Source organism: Longimicrobium sp. (assembly GCF_036387355.1).
Lineage (GTDB): Bacteria > Gemmatimonadota > Gemmatimonadetes > Longimicrobiales > Longimicrobiaceae > Longimicrobium.
In genome coordinates, this window is record NZ_DASVTX010000113.1 from 1 (window position 1) to 5,959 (window position 5,959).

The window sequence follows — 5,959 nt, forward strand, 5'->3', positions numbered from 1 at the left end:
AAACGTCTGCTGGTACAGCTCTTCCGGCCCGCCGAACGGATCGGGCACCGCGCTCCCCAGCCCCGGCCCGCCCGCCGCGAAATCGCCCAGCGTGGCGGCTTTGATGCCGGCACCCACGCGGTCCACCACGGCCAGGTGCGACGGGCTCATCGCCAGGATCAGGTCCGCCCACTCCGCCAGTCCGGGGGTCAGCGGCTGGCTGCGGTGCCCGGACAGGTCGATCCCCGCGCGCGCCGCCACGGCCACGCCCTCCGGCGACGCGGCGCACCCCGGCGCGGCCGACACGCCTGCGCTCTGCACCCGCACGTGCCGCCATCCGCGCGCCGCGACCGCGTCACGGGCGATCGCTTCCGCCAGCGGCGACCGGCAGGTGTTGCCGGTGCAGAGAAAGAGGAGATTGAACGTGGTGGTCCGCGGCGAGGACGGCGTGGCCTGTTCGGACATCTCCGGTCCCGGGTTGCGGGCGGGGGTAAGGTCTGACATCGGCTCCCGGCGTCTGGCGGCCGGCCCGCACGCGGGGCCGGCAAGGCAAGCCGCGCAATCTACAGACCGCGCCGTCCTCCGTCCAACCCGCGCACGGTGTGTCAGCCGCGCGCCAGCTCCGCCGCGATGGCCTCCGCGGCCAGCAGGTCCTCCGGCCGCGTGACCTTGAGGTTGCGGGGCGAGCCCATGACCACCCGCACCGGGCCGGCGTACCGCTCGTACAGCGCGGCGTCGTCCGTCGCGGCGACGCCGTCCCGCGCCGCGCGGCGGTAGGCTTCGGTGATGGCGGCGCACGGAAAGCCCTGCGGCGTCTGCGCCTGCCAGAGCCGCGACCGGTCCGGGGTGCCGGTGATGGTACCCGCCGCGTCCACCTGTTTGATGGTGTCCGTCACCGGAACCGCGGCGATGGCGCCCTGCTCTCCGCAGGCGTCCAGCACCCGGTCGATGGTGTCTCGGTCGATGAAGGGACGCGCGCCGTCGTGGATCAGCACCCGCTCGGATTCCGCCACGAGCGCGAGCCCGGCGCGCACGGAATCGCCCCGCTCCGCCCCGCCCGCCGTCCGCGCGACGCCGAGCGAGGCCAGCCAGGGCGGCGGCGCGTCCACGTCTTCCGCGGGAAGGACGACGACGACGCGATGGATGCGGGGATGGTGCAGAAAGGGGAGAATGGCGCGCAGCAGCACCGGCTGCCCGCCCACGGCCAGGTACTGCTTGCGCACCGGGCCGCCGAAGCGCCGGCCGCTGCCGCCCGCGACGATGATGGCTGCGTGGTTCGCCACGTCAGGCAAAGATGCGGTCCACGAGGGCGCGGACATCTTCCGCCGGAACGGCGCGGATGCCGGAGGGCACGTTCTGCGGCACGGCGCGGGGCGAAAGGTACGCGGTGCGGAAACCCATGCGCGCCGCCTCGGCCAGCCGGCGCTCCATCTGCCCCACCGCGCGCAGTTCGCCGCCCAGCCCCAGCTCGCCGATCACCACGACGTCCGCGGGCACGGCGCGGTCGAACACGCTGGAGGCCAGCGCCACCGCCACGGCCGCGTCTCCCGCGGTTTCCGCCAGCCGCAGCCCGCCCACCACGTTCAGGAACACGTCCAGCTGGCCGAAGGGGAGGCCGGCGCGCTTTTCCAGCACGGCGAGCAGCAGGGCGAGCCGCTTGGGATCGATTCCCGCGCTCACCCGCTGCGGCGCGCCGTACGCCGCCTTTGCCGCCAGCGCCTGCACCTCCACCAGGAGCGGGCGCGTCCCCTCCATGGTGGCGACGACGGCGGACCCGGGGACGGATTCCGACCGCTCGCCCAGAAACAGTTCGCTGGGGTTGCCCACCGGGCTCAGCCCGCCCGCCGTCATGCGGAACACGCCGATCTCGTCCACGCCGCCGAAGCGGTTCTTGGTGGCGCGCAGCACGCGGTGGTCCAGCCCGCCCGCCGCCTCGAAGTAGAGCACCGTATCCACGATGTGCTCCAGCGTCTTGGGCCCGGCGATCCCCCCGCCCTTGGTGACGTGGCCGACCAGAAAGACGGCCGTCCCCGTCTGCTTGGCGAAGCGCTGCAGCCGCGCGGCGCACTCGCGCACCTGCCCCACGTTGCCGGGGGCCCCTTCCAGCTCCGGCGTGTAGACCGTCTGGATGGAGTCCACCAGCAGCACCCGCGGGTTCAGCTCCGCCGCGCGGAGCAGGAGCGTGTCCAGCTCCGTTTCCGCCAGCAGCGTCACCGCGCCGGCGGGCTGGTCCATGCGGTCCGCGCGCAGCTTTACCTGATGTGCGGATTCTTCGCCGGAGACGTACAGCGTGCTGCGGCCGGCGCCTTCCAGCCGCGCGGCCACCTGCAGCAGGATGGTGGACTTGCCGATCCCCGGCTCGCCGCCCACCAGCACCACCGAGCCGGGGACGATGCCGCCGCCCAGCACGAAGTCGAACTCGGCCAGCCCCGTGGGCCAGCGCTGCCCTTCGGCGCCCTCCACGTCGCGCAGGCGCACGGGCGCGGGCGAGCCGGCGCCCGCCAGCCGCACGGACGAGCCGGACGCGGCTGCCTTGGCGCGGCGCGGCGCGGCGGGTTCCTCCACCAGTGAGTTCCACTCGCGGCAGGCGGGGCACTGGCCCTGCCACTTGGGCGTCTCGTTGCCGCACTCGCGGCAGAAGAACGCGGTCTTCGTCCTGGCCATTCGCCCTGTTCTGCTCCGGAAAGCGGTCCGGCGATCCGTACACCACGGACACCGTTTGGTGCACGGCCGCTCCGGCGTTCGCGGAGGGGAAAAGAACGGGATCTCGCACAGAGCAACAGAGCCACCGGAGTTGGACCCCGGTGACTCTGTTGATCCTCTCCGCCTCACGGGACGCGTGGCGTCTACCTATGCGGGATCGGGGATCCTGTTGATCCACCCGTGCGCGGCAACGAAACGCTCCAGCTGCTCGAAAGCCTGCTGCGCAGCCGCTTCCGTGACCCGCACCCAGGAAGGCGGCCTTCCCGGGAGCGAGTGGTGCGCGAACCCGATCTGCTCGCCCTCCAGATCCACGCGAAGCACGTCGTAATCGGGATCCCACCGGGCGACGTTGGTCACGAGGAGCGTGTGCATGGAGGTCGCGGCGAAAAGCCGGCTCTCGTAGCGGTTCGCGATCAGCCGAACGAGCTTCGCCATCTCCGCGAACCGGTGCGGACCGGGACGGATGGCCAGGTAGAGCGCCTCGATCTCCGCCCACGGCCGCGCGCTGATGGAGTACAACGCCGCCTCAGTACTCCGGCGGCCCGTCCGCGCGGCCCGAGAAGCTTTCGAAGCGGGTGAACTCCTTGAGGAACATCAGGTTGACGGTACCCGTGGCGCCGTTTCGCTGCTTGCCGATGATCAGCTCGGCGCGACCCTCCAAACTGTTGCCTTCCTTGTCCGTAGGACCGAAGTAATACTCCGGCCGGAACAGGAACATGATGACGTCCGCATCCTGCTCGATGGCGCCCGAGTTGTGGCTCACGATGCCATCCGCCAGCCAGCACGACGGGCCGGGCACCGTCAGGTCGAATACCTCTTCTTCGCCCGCAGGATCTACACTTACAACTGGGTCGAAGAACAGATCGCTGTCCGGCCACTCACAGACTCCGACAGCGCTCGACACATCCGCCGCGGCAAGAGCTTCGCCGTACTCGTGACCAACCCCTTGCCCGGACTCCGGCGGATGCTGGACGGGCGGCTGGGAGCTGAAAAGCCGTTCGGGCGAGATGGATGTTTCCCGTGCAACGGCAATGAGATCACCGGGCGCCATGTCTCGGACGTGCATCCATCCCGCCGGGCCGCGCAGGCGATGCTCCGCCGTGGCGCGGATCCGCCGGCCGCTGGCGAGCTGGACGGTAAACACCGGTTTGCGCCCCTTGCTCCACACCAAGTCGGTGGCCGCGGGGTGCAGCTTTCCATCCTCCGAAACCGCGATCACGTCCGGCGTGGTGCCCACGAGGTCGCGGACGGGGACGCGGCGTCCATCCGCCAGCACCACCCGCGTGTCCCCCGTGACGCATTCACGAAGATCGCTCATCATGGGGCGCTTGTCGGGGCGCGATTCCACGGCGCGGGAAAGCTGCGAAAGCGCCACCACGGGCAGATCGAGCTCCTTGGCAAGCGCCTTGAGCCCGCGGGAGATTTCCGAAACTTCCTGCTGGCGGTTCTCGGTCTTGTTCCCCTTGCCGCCCACCATGAGCTGCAGGTAGTCGACGATGATCATCGACAGGTCCGGCCGGTCGGCCTTGAGGCGCCGCGCCTTGGCGCGCATTTCCAGCACCGAGATGCCCGCCGTGTCGTCGATGTAGATGGGCGCGGTGTTCAGGTAGCCGGCGGCCGTGGCCAGGCGCGCGTACTCGTCGTCCAGCAGGCGGCCGCGGCGCAGGCGGCTGGCGTCCACGCGGGCCTCGGCGCAGAGCACGCGCTGCACCAGCGACTCCTTGCTCATTTCCAGCGAAAAGAACGCGACCGGCTTCTTGGCCGAGATCGCCGCGTGCTGCGCGATGTTCAGCGTGAACGCAGTTTTTCCCATTGACGGCCTGGCCGCGACGATGATGAGGTCGCTGGGCTGGAACCCGGCGGTCATCTCGTCCAGGTCGCCGAAGCCCGTGGGGATGCCGGTGACGGAGGAGTTGTTGTTCTGCAGCGCCTCGATCTTTTCGAACGTGGGCCACAGGATCTCCTTGATCCACACGAAGCCCTTGCGGTCGTTCGTCTGCGCGACCTCAAAGATCTTCTGCTCCGCCTGGTCCAGCAGCTGGTCGACTTCGCCCGGGTTCTCGTACGTGTCCTGGATGATGGTGGTGGCCGCCTCGATCAGCCGGCGCAGCAGCGCCTTTTCGCGGACAATGCGGGCGTGGTACTCGATGTTGGCGGCCGTGGGCACCGCGTCCATCATCGAGGCGATGAACTGCAGGCCGCCCACCGCCTCCAGGTCGCCGTGGTTGCGCAGGTCCTCCGCCAGCGTCAGCGCATCCACCACGTCGCCGCGCTCAAAGATCCGCTGCATGGCCCGGAAGGCCCGGCGGTTCCCCTCGCGGTAGAACATGGTGTCGTCGACCTGCTCGATGGCCTTGGTGAGCGCATCGGCGTCGATGAGCATGCCGCCCAGCACCGCAAGCTCCGCCTCGGCGGAATACGGGGGCGAGCGGTCGGCAAAGGCCGGCGGTGCCGACGCGACCTTGGGAACGAACGGAATGGTGGACATGGCTCCTGGTACTGCTGAAGAGCGAGGTACGTCTATGGTCCGCGCGGGGCGGAAAGTGTGCGTTCGGGGCGGATGCGGATCAGGCCGCGTCCAGAAGGCCGCGCGCGCGCTGCAGGTCCTCCCACACGGCGCGTACCCAGGCCGGGCTGCGCAGGCAGGCCGCCGGGTGATAGGTGGGAACGAGCGGAATGCCGCGGTAGTGGTGCGACCGGCCCCGCAGCCTGCTCATGGACGTGTCCGTCCCCAGCAGCGTCTGCGCGGCAAAGTTGCCGAACGCCAGAATCACCCGCGGCCGCACCAGCTCCACCTGGCGCAGCAGGTAGGGGCTGCAGGCGTCCACCTCTTCCGGCCGGGGATTGCGGTTGGCCGGGGGCCGGCATTTGAGCACGTTGCAGATGTAGACCTGCTCGCGCGAAAAGCCCGACGACAGCAGCAGCAGGTCCAGCAGCTTGCCCGCGCGCCCCACGAAGGGCCGCCCCGAGCGGTCCTCCTCCTGACCCGGCGCCTCGCCCACCACCAGGACGTCCGCGTTCTCGTCGCCTTCGCCGAAGACGACGTGCGTGCGCGTCTTTGCCAGCTCGCACCGCGGGCAGCCCAGCGCCAGTTCCCGCACGTCATTCAGCACGGGGAGCGACGCGATCTCTTCCGCGGAGGCGTAGCGCGCCGGCGCGCGGGGCGAGGGCGGGTGCGGCGTGGTGCCCGGCACCGGCGCGCCCGCCCGGCGGTGCGTCTCCACCACACCGGGGACCGGCGTCTGCGCGTCGGCCGGAGCGGAGGCGGCGAGGCGCG

The 5,959-nt window shown here is 70.6% G+C and carries 6 protein-coding genes; all 6 read right to left on the bottom strand.

What is annotated here, in order from left to right; all coding sequences use genetic code 11:
* A partial coding sequence (locus VF665_RS05200) for a hypothetical protein (protein ID WP_331052355.1) occupies positions 1-483 on the bottom strand: 483 nt, incomplete at its 3' end.
* Positions 484-584: 101 nt separating this feature from the next.
* Positions 585-1,262: a 2-C-methyl-D-erythritol 4-phosphate cytidylyltransferase gene (ispD, locus tag VF665_RS05205; RefSeq protein WP_331052356.1), complete on the bottom strand. Its 678-nt coding sequence runs from the start codon at positions 1,260-1,262 to the stop codon at positions 585-587.
* A 1-nt stretch (position 1,263) separates the two neighbouring features.
* Positions 1,264-2,643, bottom strand: coding sequence for a DNA repair protein RadA (radA, locus tag VF665_RS05210; protein ID WP_331052357.1), 1,380 nt, complete (start codon positions 2,641-2,643; stop codon positions 1,264-1,266).
* 186 nt (positions 2,644-2,829) lie between these two features.
* A complete protein-coding gene (locus VF665_RS05215; protein WP_331052358.1) occupies positions 2,830-3,201 on the bottom strand; it encodes a hypothetical protein in 372 nt (123 codons plus the stop codon).
* A gap of 7 nt (positions 3,202-3,208) precedes the next feature.
* Positions 3,209-5,170, bottom strand: a complete 1,962-nt coding sequence (dnaB, locus tag VF665_RS05220) for a replicative DNA helicase (RefSeq protein ID WP_331052359.1) — start codon at positions 5,168-5,170, stop codon at positions 3,209-3,211.
* Between the two features lie 79 nt (positions 5,171-5,249).
* Positions 5,250-5,959 (bottom strand): uracil-DNA glycosylase (locus VF665_RS05225; RefSeq protein ID WP_331052360.1); only part of this gene is annotated, 710 nt, incomplete at its 5' end.